Consider the following 15150-nt stretch of genomic DNA (forward strand, 5'->3'; position numbering starts at 1 on the left):
ACTGAGCGCGGCCAGCCGCGCACGCGCGACGGCACTACGCCCGGTCGAGCGGGCGAGGTGGGAGATCGGTTACGGGCTCAGGGCGTGGTTACCGACCCGTCGGCAGAGGGGTGAAGCGCTGAATTGTGGTGGCAGTGGCGCGGCGCGCGCCGGTTGGCTTGCTCATCTGTCGCCTCCATCTCCACCATCATCCACCGCGGCACGAGATGCCGCGCGCTTCGACGGGACTTGCGCAGGATAGCGGCCGGCGCGGAGGTTGTCAATCCACGCTTGCCGGCCATCGGATCGCCCGACTATCCTGCAGGCAGGCACGAGTGGAGAAGGGTGGGAGCCGATGAGCCTGCTGGTGTTTCATGAGGCGCGGGTGTTTGACGGCGAGCAGATGCTGGCGGGACCGCGCAGCGTTGTCGTCCGCGACGGGCGGATCGAGCGCGTAGTCGAGCCGGGTGAGTTGTCCGAAGGGCTGCTTGCCGAGGCGCGCGCGAGCGGCAGCCTGATCCAGCAGCCGGGCGCGACACTGCTGCCGGGACTGATCGACCTCCACCTCCACCTGATCTGGGACGGCAGCGACGACCCCGTCCGCTCGCTGGCGCTGGAGACGCCCGAGCAGACGTTGCTGAAGGGGGTTGGCTTCGCCGCCACGACGCTGCGGGCCGGCATCACGACCGTCCGCGATCTCGGATCGGTCCACGATCAGGCGATCCGGCTGGCCGAGGCGGCCGAGCGCGGCTGGATTCCCGGCCCGCGGATCATCGCCTCTGGCCGCTCGATAGTCATGACAGGCGGCCACGATCCGTTCTGGGGGCTGGCAGTCGATGGGCCGGCCGAGGCGCTGAAGGCGGTCCGGACCCAGCTCTTCGCCGGGGCGCGCGTCATCAAGGTCTCGGCAACCGGCGGGGTCTACGGCCGGCCGAGCGGGGAATCAGTCGACGATGTCGAGCTGCTGCCGGACGAGCTGCGAGCGATCGCCGAGCAGGCGCACCGCCGCGGAGTGAAGGTCTCGGCTCACGCGATCGGGCAGCAGGGTATCCAGAACAGCATCGACGCCGGAATCGACACAATCGAGCACGGTCACTTCCTGACGCCCGAGCAGGCGCGGGCGATGGCTGAGCGCGGCATGGCGCTGATCCCGACGCTCTACGTCTACCAGTGCCTGGCCGAGAGCCCGAACATCCCGGCCTACGCCCGAGCGAAGGCGCGCGAGGTGATCGACCGCCACCAGCAGGCGTTCACGGATGCCCGCGCCGCGGGTGTCCTGATCGGCGCTGGCTCCGACGCGGGCTCGCCAGAGACGCCGCACCCGGCGCTGATCGAGGAGATCGAGGCGCTGGTCAATGGCGGGCTGACCCGCGCCGAAGCACTGCGGGCGGCGACGGCCGATGCCGCCCGCATCCTGGATCTCGGCGACGAGATCGGCCACGTCCGGCCCGGCTACCGCGCCGACCTCGTGCTGGTGGACGGCGACCCGACGAGCGACCTCACCGCGTTGCGCCGGGTCCGGCGCGTCGCGCAGGGTGGGATTCTGCGTGCCTGACATGCCATTACTCATGATCTTTGTTGTGCCTGCTTGTCAAACACATCCGTCTCCGTTATTCTGCACTAGAACGAACGTTCGATGTACGTACGGAGACGCCCGATGGATCTTCTCGACCGCATGCTGGGATACGATCGCTGGGCAACACGGCGGCTTCTGGAGCAAAGTCGGGGGCTGACCGACGAGCAGCTCGACCGGCAGTTCGACATCGGCCTGGGCACGCTGCGCGACACCTTCGACCACATGATCCACGTCATCGACCACTGGACCGCGATGATGGACGGGCGGCCGGCCCCGCCGGAACGCACGGGGCGCCCTTCGATCGACGAGCTGATCGAGCGCAACGAGCGAAACTCGGCGACGTTTGCCGACGTTGCCCGGCGGATGCGGGATGAGAACCGTCTGGACGAGACGTTCATCGACCACTACGCCTACCCGCAGTCGATCGGCGCGACGATTCTCCAGATCATTACGCACGATGTCCAGCACCGCAGCGAGGCGCGGCACATCCTCCAACGGCTCGGCGTGTCCGACCTGTGGGACGGTGATCCCCAGGAGTGGGAGCACGCAACCGGGATCACCGCACCCATGCCGGAGTAGCCTGATGCGGGAGAGACCGTTATCGATCGACGAGTATACGAGCCTGCGCAGCGAGGACGGCATGAACATCAGCGTGCGTGGCCTCAACCGCGCCGCGCTCGGTCGGCAACTGCTGCTCTGCCGCGAAACGCTCGACATAACCGAAGCAGTGCGGCAGATCGTTGCGCTCCAGGCGCAGGAGCCGGCCTCGCCGTACCTGGCGCTCTGGAACCGGCTCGCGGGGTTCGACCCGGTCGAGCTCGACACGGCGTTCACTAGCGGCGCGCTCGTGAAATCCAACGCGGTCCGGATGACGCTGCACGCCAACCACATTGATGACTACCCGACCTTCCGCGAGGCGACCGAGCCGACGATCCAGGCCGCGAGGTTGCGCGACCGGCGGTTCCTCGCCAGCGGCCTCTCGCTGGAGGGCGCCAACGAGTTGGTCCCGGAGCTACTGGAGCAGGCCCGCGATCCGCGCTCGGCTGAGGAACTGCGCGCCTGGCTGGACGACCGTTTGGGCGCGGGGGCGCATCCCGGCGCGTGGTGGGCGCTGCGACAGTACGCGCCGCTGCTGCGCGCGCCGACCGGTGAGACCTGGTCGTTCGGATCACAGATGGCGTTCGTCGCCCCGCCGTTCAGACCGGTGCTGGGCGACCAGACGGCGGCGGAGTCTCTACAGACACTGGTCTTGCGCTATCTGGCCGGGTTCGGGCCGGCGACGGTAGCGGACGTGGCGCAGTTCGCGATGATCCAGCGCAGCCGGATTCGGTTGACGCTGCGTGCGCTGGACGGCGATGTCGTCCGACTGACCGGTCCAGCCGGGGAGGAGTTGTTCGACATCCCGGGCAGGCCGCTCCCCGACCCGGATACCCCAGCGCCGCCACGACTGCTGGGTATGTGGGACAACCTGCTCCTGGCCTATGCCGTCCGCGACCGCGTCATCCCGCCCCAGTACCGCAAGCATGTCATTCGGGTGAATGGCGACTCACTGCCAACGTTGCTGGTGGACGGCTTCGTTGCCGGTGTCTGGCGCGCGATTGACGGCGGCATCGAGGCAACCGCGTTCCACCCGCTGCCGCAAGATGTTTGGGACGAACTCGCCGCCGAGGCCCGTTCGCTATCTCGCCTGCTGGCCGGGCGCGATCCACTCATCTACCGCCGCTACCAGCACTGGTGGGACAAGCTGCCGGCCGGCGAAACCCGGCTATTGACCGGCAGCTGATCCGCGTGGCTCGATCGGTGTGAGCTGACCCGCGTGCGCTTCGATAACCTCGCCGGCATCGAGGCAGAGATCCTCGCGGAAACGGCGCGAGACGATCTGCACCCCCATCGGCAAGCCATTCACCGGCGTCGTCGGGACCGCCAGCCCCGGCAGGCCGAGGACGGGCAGGGTCAGCTGAAACCGCAGCGCGTCGAGCATGAGTGGCGCGCTATCCTCGCCACGAATATCCAGGCCAACCGGCAACGCTACCTGCGTGGAGGAAGGCATCACGATCAGCGGGTAGGTGTCCAGAAATTCGTTCCAGGCGCGCAACAGAGTGTCACGCTCGGCGAGCGCGTTGAGATAGGTTGGCTGGTCGGCGATGCCCATCAGCGCGATCCACGACTCAATGAACGTGGCAATACCCGGGTCGCCACTCTCAGCAAGGAACGGACGCAGCGACAGGTTCAGGTCCGGCAAGCCGATCGGATGCCAGAGATCCGACACGCGCGAAAGGTCGGGCGGAGTGATCTCCTCGACCCGATAACCCGCGGCGCCCAGGTAGCTGCCAGCCTGACGGACGGCTGCGACGACTTCCGGGGCGATGACGACGCCCTCGACCTCTGTCACCAGCGCGACTCGGCTTGGGTGAGGCAGTGGCTCGCCAGTCAGTGGGGCGGGAACCCACCAGGTATCGCGATAATCGGGCGCTGCCATTGCCTCCAACGCTAGCCGGGCATCGCGCACACTGCGCGTCAGCGGGCCCTGAACGGACATTATCTGGGAGCTCATCCGCCGCGGCGCGGTGGCGCTCGGGTTGAACGCGGCAACCCGGCCGAGGCTGGGACGGAGGCCGACGACGCCGTTGCAGTAGGCCGGCCAGCGCACCGAGCCGCCGATGTCGTTGCCCTGTGCGATGACGCCGACGCCGGCGGCGATCGATGATCCAGCGCCGCCACTGGATCCACCACAGGTCATGGCTGGATTCCACGGATTGAGCGTCAGGCCGTGCAGCGCGTTGTCGGTCATCGCGCGCATCGAGAACGCGGGCGCGTTGGTGCGACCGATGATGACCGCCCCGGCGCGGCGCAGGTTGGCCACCTGGGCACTGTCTTCGGAGGCGATGAGGTCCTTGAGCGCGGGCACGCCGCTGTCGGTCGGCAGGCCGACCTGGTCGGTGTTGATCTTTGTCGTGATCGGCAGCCCATGGAGCAGGCCGAGCGGCTCACCAGCCTGTCGAGCGCGGTCGGCGGCATCCGCGTCGGAGAGCGCCTGTTCGTGCAGAAACGGCGGGACGACGGCGTTGAGCTGGGGATTCACCACGTCGAGTCGTTCGAGGTGCGATGTCACCGCCTCGCGGGCGGAGATACTGCCCGTCTGAATCAATCTCGCAAGCGCCACCGCATCGAGCCGCCAGAGATCATCCGCCATATCGTCCTCCATGCCCGGTAGACGTTGTGTCTTCGGACGCAGTCTAGCAGCCTGTTTCCAGAACAGACGACGACGCTCGCTCGCGATGCGGAGAGAAGCGATCGCGCCAGCAGGGGATAGCAATACCGCCGGCCCCTGTCGGGAGCCGGCGGTAATCAGGCAAGGGGTGAATCGCGCAGGGGATCAGGCTGGAATCGCCTGGACAACCTTCAGCTTGCGCGGCGTCGCGGACAGATCCACCTGGATGCTGCCCTCAGTGCGGAAGAGGTAGCCGATGCCGCGGACGGTATGGAGATAGCGCGGGCGATCCGGGTCCGGCTCGATCTTGCATCGGATGCGCCGGATATAGACATCGACGCGGTTGGTCTCGCCGATGAAGTCGTACCCCCAGATTCGTTCGATGAGACGTTCGCGAGAGATCGCGACCGTCGGGTTGCGCATCAGCACCTCGAGGATGCGCATCTCCGTCGGGGTCAGGCTGGTCGCGTCGATGGCATCGCTCCGGTAGGAAAGCTCACCGATCGACAGTTCGGCGTCGCCAGCGCGGACGATCGTTCCCATCGTCATCAGGTCAGCCCGCCGGACGCGCCGGATGATGCACGCAACCCGCGCGACGAGCTCGAGCGGCTCGAATGGCTTGACGATGTAATCCTCGGCGCCCAATGCGAAGCCACGCAGCTTATCGGCGATGCCCCCCCGCGCAGTGACAAAGATACTCGGGCCGGCATAGCGCCTGGCCCGCAGCTCGGAGAGGAGCGCGAATCCGTCAGTGTCGGGCAGATTGATATCAAGGATGAGCAGACTGGTCTCGCGGGTCAGCACCAGGTCGAATGCGTCTTCTCCGCACATCGCGACCGCCACCTCAAAGCCGGCGTCCTCGAGCGCGAAACACATGAGTTTGGCGGTAAGTGAGTCACCATCGACGATCACTACTCGGTCAGCCATCGTCCCCTCCCGGGTTCTCGACGTGGCCGGTGGCAAATACAGCAAACCGGCACGATGTTCCCATCGGCCGGTTGCACCACTTGCTCGACGCGGGCGAGGCGCCCAAATTACAGCCCGCGCGTCAACGCTTCCGAGTTGTGGCGTCTATGAGCGGACGATACAGAACCGTCCATGCTCTGGCTGAGGTGACCCATTCCAGAAATATGCGAACACGCGGATCATCGCAGCACTAACATGTCGTAACGTCTCACACATTGGCGTAGAAGTCAAGTTTCCGCGCAGCTCTCCCCGCCCACCTCCGGCAGCAGTCATCGCGACAGTCGGTTTGATTTGACGACAACAGAACGCGTGTTCTATTCTGATGATACGACCTGCGGAACGCGGGCATTGGCCGGACTTAGCCAGGCGAGGCGCCGCCGAAGCCAGCCTCGGCGTCAGAGAGGAACACAGCCGATGCCCGCCGAGATCGAGCGGATCATTCCAGCGGCCGACGGCCGCACCCACCTGATCGTCCAGTGCGGAGAGCAGCGCTGGCATGTCACGCTGAAACCTGTTCTCGACTTCAACAGACGCCCAGCCGGGGTACGTTACTGGCTGCGGCGAGACGGGTTGCCGCCCGACTCCGACGAGACGGCGATCGAGGCAGCGCTCCACGACATCGAGCAGATCAGCCGCTGAAGGACACTGCCGGCGCCTCCGGGTGGGATATATCGCTCCTGGCCCTGTCAGCCACCCTGGCGCCGGTGGCCGACGAGGGCAAGAAACCGCTCGATACGCTCGAAGTCCCAATCAGTCATATCGACCTGGATCGTCACCGTGATACCCGGCGCGATCGTCATCGGGACGGACAGAGCCTCGGCCGGAGCACGATCGCCGACTGATTGGAGCTCGGGCGCATCGGACGGCTGGGTCGCGACCACCGCCCGGGACGATGGACGTTCCAGGAACGGACGCAACATCGCGCCAATATCTTCGTCGAGCTCCAGGCGAGTGGTCTGCCCACGGACACCGCGACGGAAGACGCCGAGGCCGGCCTCGTCTGCCATGCGGAAGAAGAATGTCCGAGCCTCTTCAACACGGTTGCGTGGCTGGCCGAGACGCATATCGACCTGCCAGAGGTGCTCGACCCACGGAGCGTCGAGGAGCAGGAACGCCTCGGCGACGGCGCGCTCGAGCGGCGCTCGGTACGGCGAGTAGCCGAGGAGCGCCTCGACAAGACGCTCGCGCCGCCGGGCGCGGTCGGGCGCGTAGGCGAGCTGCTCGCCGAGCATCGAGAGACGGACGTCACCCGCATCGCTTCGCTCGATTAACGCGAGTTGTTCGAGGGCATTAAGCGTCTCGCGCAACCCCTCGCCAGCGCCGAAGCGCGTTTCGAGCGCGCTGCGATCGGCGCCCTTTCCCTTGCAATAGTCGAGGACGTTCTCCATCGCCCGCCAGTCGGTCCGGTACGGCAGGACCACCTCGATCGTCATCGAACGCCTCCTCGTAGCTCGCGTTGCCCGGATCTCGTTCCGACAGCGCCTGTCAAAGCGATCCGTCACTCGTCACACGTGACGATATCTGACAGTGATTCCTGTGTCAACCACCCGGAACTTCGCTGAGTCACCACTCGTCACTTCCACAATTGTCACGCTGGAAAGCAAGCGGTCTGACTACTCACCACGCAGACTCGCACTTGAGTTGATGATAGGATGCTGCTACTCTATGGTCGAACCGTTCGATCAGCCCTGTTACCCCAGTGGCGTGGGAGGCAGCTATGTCCGAGCCAGCAGCCGAACAACCCGATCGGCAAACCCCGGCCGGGTTGCGGCGTGGGCGCGAACAGCCATCTGCCGAGTCGCGAGTGACCGGAGCCAACGACGAGCAGTCTGATGCCAGAGAAGCGAGTGAGATCGATGCCGGACAGTCGGGGGTCGATGCTCGACGACGCGGATGGTTCTGGCACTGGAATACGATCGTCACACAGTACTCGCCCCTGATCGGCCTGAAGGGGATCGGACTGCTCAACTCGTACACCGTCTGGACCGACCGGCGCGAAGAATCACCCCGTCGCGGCTATGCATTCCCGAGTCAACAGGCCGAGGCGGACTTCTACGGCGAGGATCGCGCGGAGCTGATCACGATCAACAAGATCCTGGTGGCCCTCGATCTGATCGAGATCCGCAAGGAGATGATCCTGCGAATCGACGAGCGAGGACGGCGCTGGCGCGTGCCGCATAACCTGTATCGCGTGAAAGATCACGGCGAACACGTGACGCTCCGTGCTATGGATGTCATTGCCGTGGCAAATGTCGCGGCGCGCGACGACGCTGTCTACCGTTACGTCCGGCGTGTCTTCTCTCCCCGGTTCGATCCAATCGACCGCGACAACGTCTGGCACGAGATCCTCACCGAGGTCGCCGGAGATCCACTCTGGCAGGCGCTACGCGAGCGAACGCGTGAGCTGGAGGAACGAGCGAGCGCCAGAAGTCGGGCCGGCCACCGGAAGCGCGCCGACACAAAGACGAAAACGGTTTCGGAAACCACCGGGCTAACCAGCGGTCAGGAACATCACGATGTGTTGCCCAGTACCCAACAGTCGACGCTGGAACACGGGACAACAGCAACCTCGGTTGTTCAGAGCAACGATGGTCAGATGGGTCACGCAGTAGTCGTTGTTGATAACACCAACAACGGTTCGAGCAGCAACGTTGGGCAGAGCAACAACGGTTTATCCATGCTCGACCCAACCACCGTTGATCGAGCCACCAATGGTTTGCCAACCGCTGTTGCACCCGGCAACACAACGTATCACCAACACCAGATCACTACGACAACCACCACAACGACACCTCGTGCGGGAGATCCGCCGGGGCTGCGGGCGTCTCCGCTGGTCGATCCAGTCGGAGATCAGGCAGACGACGCATCGGTCATACGGGATTCGAGCGGCAGCCGCGTTGGCGCGGAGGATGATGATCAGGAGGGATTGGCAGTTGGCGGGACAGGGAGCGCGCGCAAGACGCATATTGGGGACGGTGATCCGGCGGAAGCCCAACGGGGATTCTCATCCGACGGCGACCCCGGCGGAGGCAAGGGAGTTGGCTCGTCGCCGGCCGAGCGGGGTCTGGATCGCGCCGACGACAAGCGAGCCAGCGGGCCTCTGGTCGATCCGGGTCCATTGGTCGTTTCCATCTTCGAGGCCGCTAACGACCGGCGGGCCACCCCGCTCGAGCGCATCCTCCTGGGCGAGCTTGAGCGCGATGCCGATCCTCCAGCTCGTGCCGCCGGATCGACCGGCGGCGATTGGGTCGTCGCCGCGTTGCGCGAGGCGGTCGCGTCCGGCTCGGCGTTCGTCGCGCCAAAGCGCATCCGCGAGATCGTCCAGCGCTGGGCAGCGGACAGAGAAGGACCACGTGGCGCGGGCAATCCGGGCGTTCCAGCGTTGGCAGGCGCGTCAGGGATAGCAGATCAGTCCAGAAGCACAACGTCGCCTCCGAGCGACGTGCGGCTGCCCGGTGGCGCGCGGGGGAGTCGCACGTGGGCGATAGTCCTCGACGACCTCGCTGCCGCGCTATCCCCTGACACCTTCAACCTGCTGCTGGATGGCAGCGCCGTTCGTCGTTACTGGCGCGGGACGGTCGAGATCGAGATCGGCTCACAGTTGGCTGCCGACAAGCTCTCGACCGAATATCGGTCGCTCGTCGAGAGGCTACTGAATGCGCGGCTATCGCAGCCCGTCATCGTCTCCTTCCATGTTGCCGAACCGGACGTGGCGTCTATGCCGCCATCGCTCCCGCCGGACGAGACGAAGCTCGCCGTCTCACGAGCCGATGTCGATCTCGGCCGGCAAGTCTGGCACGCGGTGCTGGCCGATCTGTCGGCCGGCCTTGCGGCAGGCGACGCCGAGCGGCTGTCCGGCGTCGTGCCGCTCGGGCAGGACGCCGGGGGTCTGATGTTGCTCGCTTCTCCGTCGCCAGTTGCCCGGCGCTTGCTCGACGGGCGCTACCGATCCGAGGTCGAGCGCTCGCTCTCGACGATCCTTGGCTCCGCCGTCCGCATCCGTCTCGTCGGGCGCGACGAGTGGTCGGTGTCTGACGACCCGGGGGCAATATCAGCGTAGGCAGCCCGGTCCCGGTCTGTCGTCAGTCCCGGCTCATCCATTACACATATCCCATCAGTTAACAGGGGTTCCAGCACTGCCAGCGGCTGCGCCGGCGTCGTCATTCGCGTCGGGTATCTGGGCGGCGGCTGCGCGTCTTGGGCTAGCCGGCCGGCCGCGTCGTCTCGTCACTGAAATCAGCGTCGCGGACGACGTGCGCGACCCAGGCGCCGACAGCGAGCATCAGAAACCCGCTCGTCAGGAAGACGTAGCGGATGTCGAGGCTGGCAGCCAGTGAGGCGCCGCCGATCGGGCCGACGAATCCGCCGAGCGATGTTGCCGCCGCGGTAAAGCCGAAGACGGCCCCGCGTCGCTCGGCCGGCGTCAGGTGGGCGACGATCGCATTCGCCGTCGGCATCACCCCTCCGGCGGCTATGCCAAACAGCCCTTGCAGGACGATCAGCTGGGTAACGCTGCTGGCGAATGCCTGCGGCAGGTAGAGCAGCCCGACTCCGATCGCGCAGGTGATGAGGACCGGGCGTTGACCGATCCGATCGGCCAGCCGGCCGAGGGTGATTGATGCTACGGCGCTGGTCAGCCCGGCGATGCCGAGAGTCAGGCCAGCGAGGGTCGCCACGGCTGCGGTCGAATGAGCAAGCTGCTCGACATAAAGGGGCATAATCGGCTGGATCGCACTGGATGCTACCCGTAGCGCTACCATCACAGCGACCATTGCCAGCATCATGCTCGACAGCAGCAGCGCCCGCAGTCGCTGGCCCGATTGCTCGTCGATCGAGCCTCGCGCCGGCCGCGTAAACTGTTCGCGAACCTGGGTAAGAACGATCACCCCACCGATGAAGAGCATCGCGCCGGCGACGACGAACGTTGGGCGATAGCCGATCTGGTCGGCCAGGATGCCGCCGAAGAGCGGTCCAACCGATGCTCCGGAGAAGACCGCCATCTGCATCATTCCCAGCCCGAACCCCATCTGCTCGCGCGGGGTTGTCGCGGCGACCAGTGTCGTAGACGCGGTGACGGTGCCGGTGAAGCCGCCCTCGAAGAAGCGCAGGATCAGCAGGTGCCAGGGGCTGGTCGCCAGGCTCATCAGTCCGATCGTCAGCGAGCCGGCAAGCATCGCCCGGACCACCATCGGCTTGCGCCCGAAGCGGTCGGCCGCGATGCCCCAGAGCGGCGCCGAGATGGCCATGACTGCCGCGCCGCCGGCGTTGATTACGCCGGCCCACAGCGCCTGGCTGGCAAATGAGTCTGCGCCAAGATCCTTGATATAGAAGGGGAGAAAGGGAGTCCGCAGGCTGAAGCCAATGATCGTCAGCATCTGGGCGATCCAGAGCGCGTAGAGATTGCGCCGCCATGAGATCGCTCGCTGTGGTTGCTTGTCGTCCGTCATCGTCCCACCGTGGCCGGCGAGCCGTCCCCCGGGGGCGCTCGTCGCCAGCGCGTGTCGTGTCTGATAGACCGGTGGCTGCGCCGGGACATCATCGACCGGGCGACCCGCGCTGGGACCGAGAGAGCATCGTTGCCGCCCCGGGCATCATCCAGCGGTCGGCGGGATCGCGCGCGCCCGAACAGTGGCCGCTGTTCCGGGCGGGAGCACTCTTCCCCCTTTGCCACGGCTGAGTGTAGTGCAGGAACGAGGTTGTGGATAGTCAGGAATGAGAGGTCAGGGACATGGTCAATTCGCCATCACCGAGCGTCACTCCGACGACGTGATATCCCGCCGACATCAGCGCTGCGGCGAGCTCGCGATTGATCGACTGCTCCAGCTCGCCGCTGGGCAGCGCGTAGGAGAGCGGTCCGCTGAGCTGGCCGCCCTGAAGGGCGATCGCGCCATCCTGTTGGGCGATCGTCGCTCGGTAGGCGCCGTTAACGCCATAGGCCGAGAGATTCACCAGCAGACCATCCGGACTGATATGGACCTGGACGTGATCGATCGGGCCAAGCGCCCCGTTCGCGTTGATTCGGTCAGTGATCTCCTGTTCGGTGATCGTGACCTCGCCGGTCGTTGCTCCGCCAAGATCGGCTGCAATCCTGTCCTGGAAAGCGGCGCGGACGCCATCGCGGACGCCGTCGGCCACCAGATTGTCGATTCGTGGCTGGATGAATTGAGTCAGGAGTAGCCAGCCGAGTATGCCGACCAGCGCGACGCCTATCAGCAGCGTCAAAAAGCAGCCACCCACGCCACGGCGGCGGGTTGGAGGGGCAGGAGTATCGAACGGCGTTGCTGTTGTCCCGGGCATCGCGGCCGGTGTCGACTGAGAGCGCCGGCCGCCGCCGTGCCAGGCACGCCGCTCGGCGGCAGCGCGGGTGAATGGCCGGCCACAGGACGCGCACTGCGCGACGCCGATCTCGTTGCGGTAACCACATTGGGGGCAGATCATCCGAACGACCATTCACGGCCACCAGCGCGTGCCGTCACGTCGCCGCCAACCGCTGAGAGCTGGGAGTCTACTGCCCGGGTGTAGCAGGCGGATACATCCGCACAGCCGGTCGGCGTCGTGCTACCGCTCGATCGGCAGGCCGGCCCGCGCCCAGGCGACGATCCCGCCGTCGAGGTTTACCACGTCCTGGAAGCCGGAGTTCTGGAGCGTCATCGTCGCCCAGGTGCTCCGATTGCCAGTGCGGCAGACTGCCACGACACGCGTCTGCGCATCCAGCTCTCCGACACGCTGGCCGAGCTGGCCCAGCGGGATGTGGATCGAGCCGGGGATGCGTCCGCCGTGCCACTCGTCCAGCTCGCGGACATCGACGATCTGGAGGGATGTGCCCTCGTGGATCTCCCGGGCGAGCTCGGAAGCCGTCGTCTCGGCGACGAGCGGTCCGCGGTTGAGCAGCCGTCCTAGCATCGGTGTTGTTCCTCACGTGTCATCGTCGACTCGTCATTATCGTTCGGTTCGGCGTTGCGCGCGTCCGACGGACGCACAGGTATCGGCGCCATTCAGGTGGGCACCCCGGCTTTCGGCAGGATGACTGCCTGGAGCAGTATCCAGCCACCGAGGACGCCCAGGAGTATCAGGATCTCGGTCACGACGGCTCCTCAATCGACCAGTGTGCGAGACACACCACTGGCCAGGCGGATAATGGGAGAAACCCCGGCGTGGGATAGTAACTCGTCCGCCGGGGTCTCCCGTTGTCGACGCTACTTCCGGAGATGCTCCAGCGCGCGCTCCAGCGTCTCACGCGCCTCGGCGGCGACTGCTGCGATGCTATCGCTGCCGACCAGGCCCATCGCTGCGCTCGGGTCCATCACCGAGACCTTCGAGCGGCCGTTGCCGTCGTCGTGGACGATGACGTTGCACGGCAGCAGCAGGCCGATCTCGTGCTCCGCCTGCAGCGCGCGGTGGGCGAGCTTCGGGTTGCACGCGCCGAGGATGATGTATGGCTCGAAGTCGGCGTCGATTTTCTCCTTGAGAGTCTTGCGGACGTCGATCTCGGTCAGGATGCCGAAGCCTTCCTCCTTGAGCGCCGCCTTCGTCGCCTCGATCGCCTCCTCGTAGGGCAGGTCGACGGTGATGCCGAAGCCGTAGGTCGTCTGGCTCATCTGGGTCGTGCTCATGCGAGAACCTCTTCTTCCTTCGCTATGCCGGCCGCGCTCGCGGCCGAATCGGTTGTTGTCGGCAGGCCCGCGGCCCGCCAGCCGTCCATCCCGCCGGGGACGTTGATCACATCCTGCCAGCCTTGTTGTAGCAGCACGCTGGCTGCCACACTTGAACGGTATCCGCTGCCGCAGATGATCGCCACTGGTCCCGCTGCCGGGATATCGACATCGCCGGTGACGATCTGGCCGGCGAAGCGGTGCAGCGCGCCATCGATGTGCCCCTCCTGCCATTCGGCCAGGCTGCGGGCGTCGATGACGATCGCCTCGTGCTTGCGCAGCAGCTCCTCCAGCTGGAGGGTCGAGATCTGCGCTAGCGTCGCGATATCGCGGCCGCTCGTCTCCCAGCTCGTCATCCCACCGGCCAGGTAGCCAGCGACGCGGTCGATGCCGATGCGCGCGAGCTCGGTGCGAACTTCCGCGAACTGCTCGTCGTGTTCGAGAACCAGGACGACGTCGCGGTCGTACGGCGCGTACCAGCCGGCCCAGTTGACGAGGTCGGTCCCGAGGCCAGCGAAGAGCGCGCCGGGAATATGCGCGCCACCGAACGCCTCGGCCGGCCGGGTATCGATCGCCAGCGCGCCGCCCGCGATGAGCCCGGCGACCTCGTCGGCAGCGAGTGCTCGGCTGGCCGGCACGCCAGCCAGCGGCGTCGCGCCAACCTTGTTGACTCGCTTCATCGTCGGGTAATACGCCGGAGCGGGCGGCATGTTGGCCATGATCGCCTCGCGGAACTCGGCGAGATTGCGGGGCCGGAAGGCGTAGTTGAACCGCTTCTCCTGGCCTATTGTTGTGCTATCGGCATCGCCGATCGTGCGGCCGCAGGACGAGCCGGCGCCGTGGCCGGGATAGACGATGATGGCGTCGTCCAGCGGCATGAGACGCTCGAAGACGGACGTGTGGAGCTGCGCGAGCAGATCGTCGGTGTGTTCGGCGCCGAGCAGGTCGGGCCGGCCGATCTCGCCGACGAAGAGCATGTCGCCGCTGAACAGGTAGCCGGGAGCGTCGCTGGCCGGATCGGTCAGCAGGAAGGCCATGTGCTCTGGTGTGTGGCCGGGAGTCCAGAGCGCGGTGATCCGCAGGTTGCCCAAGGCGATGACGTCGCCGTCGTCGAGTGGTTGGTGGGGGAACTCCGACTCGCCGATCCGGCTGGCGTAGACGGTCGCGCCGGTGGCGCGGGCCAGCTCCGGCGCGCCGGAGACGAAGTCGGCGTGGACGTGGGTCTCGTAGATCTGGGTGATCGTCAGCCCGGCAGCGGACGCGCGATCGATGTACTCCTGGACGTCGCGGCGCGGGTCGATCAGCGCTGCGACTCCGGCATCCTCGTCGCCGATGATGTAGGCGACCTGCGCGAGGCCGGGTGTGTAGATCCGTTCGAGCTTCAACGAAACCTCCGTGGTTACTACTAGCGGCTGTTCTTGACGACGAGGTCGACCATCTTGCGCGCGGCGATCTCGGGCGATGCGAAGCGGTCGGGGTGGGACATGCAGAAGATGGTCCAGGCCTCGAGCATCTCGCCGGAGAGCGCGTGTGTCGCGGCCTTCAGCGCCGCGATCTGGGTCATCACCTGCTCGCAGTCGCGCCCATCATCGATCATCTTCTGGATCCCGCGCGCCTGCCCCTCGATCCGCTTGAGGCGGTCGATGAGTTCCTGGCGTGTATCGGAGTTCATCTCGGTCATCGTCGGCATCGGGTTGTCACCTGTCGTCATGACTTACGGTACCCCCCTAGGGTACATGAAACGACGACAATGTCAAGAGCGTGTG

The 15150-nt window shown here is 66.1% G+C and carries 14 protein-coding genes and 1 riboswitch; of the genes, 5 read left to right on the forward strand and 9 right to left on the reverse strand.

Annotated elements, in window-relative coordinates; translation table 11 throughout:
• Positions 1-334: 334 nt before the first annotated feature.
• The 3 genes from V9F06_13415 (at position 335) to V9F06_13425 (ending at position 3338) form a co-directional block, all read left to right on the forward strand.
• Entirely contained in the window at positions 335-1534 is a 1200-nt protein-coding gene (locus V9F06_13415) for an amidohydrolase family protein (GenBank protein ID MEI2618605.1), read from the forward strand.
• 102 nt (positions 1535-1636) lie between these two features.
• Positions 1637-2134: a DinB family protein gene (locus V9F06_13420; protein ID MEI2618606.1), complete on the forward strand. Its 498-nt coding sequence runs from the start codon at positions 1637-1639 to the stop codon at positions 2132-2134.
• A 61-nt stretch (positions 2135-2195) separates the two neighbouring features.
• The gene (locus tag V9F06_13425; GenBank protein MEI2618607.1) at positions 2196-3338 is read left to right on the forward strand and encodes a winged helix DNA-binding domain-containing protein; all 1143 of its coding nucleotides are present in this window, start codon (positions 2196-2198) and stop codon (positions 3336-3338) included.
• Here the strand turns inward: V9F06_13425 and V9F06_13430 are convergent.
• Positions 3321-4748 carry an amidase gene (locus tag V9F06_13430; GenBank protein MEI2618608.1) on the reverse strand — a complete coding sequence of 476 codons (1428 nt, stop codon included), beginning with the start codon at positions 4746-4748 and terminating at the stop codon, positions 3321-3323. The genes V9F06_13425 and V9F06_13430 overlap by 18 nt on opposite strands.
• A gap of 183 nt (positions 4749-4931) precedes the next feature.
• Positions 4932-5693: a response regulator transcription factor gene (locus tag V9F06_13435; GenBank protein MEI2618609.1), complete on the reverse strand. Its 762-nt coding sequence runs from the start codon at positions 5691-5693 to the stop codon at positions 4932-4934.
• Between the two features lie 58 nt (positions 5694-5751).
• A riboswitch (cyclic di-GMP riboswitch) is annotated at positions 5752-5834 on the reverse strand.
• Positions 5835-6146: 312 nt separating this feature from the next.
• Between V9F06_13435 and V9F06_13440 the strand changes: the two genes are divergently transcribed.
• The gene (locus V9F06_13440; GenBank protein MEI2618610.1) at positions 6147-6371 is read left to right on the forward strand and encodes a hypothetical protein; all 225 of its coding nucleotides are present in this window, start codon (positions 6147-6149) and stop codon (positions 6369-6371) included.
• 47 nt (positions 6372-6418) lie between these two features.
• On the opposite strand, the gene V9F06_13445 is transcribed toward V9F06_13440, so the two are convergent.
• A complete protein-coding gene (locus tag V9F06_13445) occupies positions 6419-7165 on the reverse strand; it encodes a hypothetical protein (GenBank protein ID MEI2618611.1) in 747 nt (248 codons plus the stop codon).
• A gap of 284 nt (positions 7166-7449) precedes the next feature.
• On the opposite strand from V9F06_13445, the gene V9F06_13450 reads away from it, so the two are divergent.
• Positions 7450-9792, forward strand: coding sequence for a hypothetical protein (locus V9F06_13450; GenBank protein ID MEI2618612.1), 2343 nt, complete (start codon positions 7450-7452; stop codon positions 9790-9792).
• 142 nt (positions 9793-9934) lie between these two features.
• Here V9F06_13450 and V9F06_13455 read toward each other — a convergent pair whose 3' ends face one another.
• From V9F06_13455 to V9F06_13480, 6 genes are all read right to left on the reverse strand, one after another.
• Entirely contained in the window at positions 9935-11179 is a 1245-nt protein-coding gene (locus V9F06_13455; GenBank protein MEI2618613.1) for an MFS transporter, read from the reverse strand.
• A 259-nt stretch (positions 11180-11438) separates the two neighbouring features.
• The gene (locus V9F06_13460; protein MEI2618614.1) at positions 11439-12182 is read right to left on the reverse strand and encodes a hypothetical protein; all 744 of its coding nucleotides are present in this window, start codon (positions 12180-12182) and stop codon (positions 11439-11441) included.
• A gap of 108 nt (positions 12183-12290) precedes the next feature.
• Positions 12291-12635: a rhodanese-like domain-containing protein gene (locus V9F06_13465; GenBank protein ID MEI2618615.1), complete on the reverse strand. Its 345-nt coding sequence runs from the start codon at positions 12633-12635 to the stop codon at positions 12291-12293.
• Positions 12636-12928: 293 nt separating this feature from the next.
• Positions 12929-13345, reverse strand: a complete 417-nt coding sequence (locus tag V9F06_13470; GenBank protein MEI2618616.1) for a DUF302 domain-containing protein — start codon at positions 13343-13345, stop codon at positions 12929-12931.
• Entirely contained in the window at positions 13342-14769 is a 1428-nt protein-coding gene (locus V9F06_13475; GenBank protein MEI2618617.1) for a rhodanese-like domain-containing protein, read from the reverse strand. Before V9F06_13475 ends, V9F06_13470 begins: the two co-directional genes overlap by 4 nt.
• A 20-nt stretch (positions 14770-14789) precedes the next feature.
• Complete coding sequence (locus V9F06_13480) at positions 14790-15095, reverse strand: metal-sensitive transcriptional regulator (GenBank protein MEI2618618.1); 306 nt, start codon at positions 15093-15095, stop codon at positions 14790-14792.
• Positions 15096-15150: the final 55 nt, after the last annotated feature.

This window comes from Thermomicrobiales bacterium, from assembly GCA_037045155.1.
Classification (GTDB): domain Bacteria; phylum Chloroflexota; class Chloroflexia; order Thermomicrobiales; family CFX8; genus JAMLIA01.